Source organism: Ancylomarina sp. 16SWW S1-10-2 (assembly GCF_009669305.1).
Classification (GTDB): Bacteria; Bacteroidota; Bacteroidia; order Bacteroidales; family Marinifilaceae; genus Ancylomarina.
Genome location: NZ_SADB01000374.1, coordinates 1 through 348, shown reverse-complemented (window position 1 = coordinate 348; position 348 = coordinate 1). Strand labels below are relative to the sequence as shown.

1 protein-coding gene is annotated in these 348 nt (G+C 43.7%); it reads right to left on the bottom strand.

The features are described from left to right. Positions 1-348, bottom strand: a 348-nt coding sequence (locus EMN46_RS19570) for a GAF domain-containing protein (RefSeq protein ID WP_154202695.1), incomplete at both ends; no start/stop codon positions are given.

Sequence of the window (348 nt, the reverse complement as noted above, 5' to 3'; positions counted from 1 at the left end):
TTTCACTTTCAAATAAGGCTGTTTCAGCTTGCCTGCGCATCAGGGCTGCGGCTATCTGTTCGGAAATAGCGACCATCAGGTCTATATCCTGAGAGTTGTAGACCCCGCTCCGTTCGTATGACTGGATAGCCATAACTCCCATTGTCTTTCCCCCGAATTTCAAGGGGATGCCCATCCATGATTTTGCAGGTGAACCGATATGGTTTATTTTATTAGTTCTTTGGTCACTGAAATCATTTTCATCAAGTAACAGGGGGTGTCCTGCCTTAATAACTTCTACGCTTAAACTTTTGCCTTCAACTATCGGCAGAACTTCATTTGGTGACATGAAGTCCTTTTCATCAACAT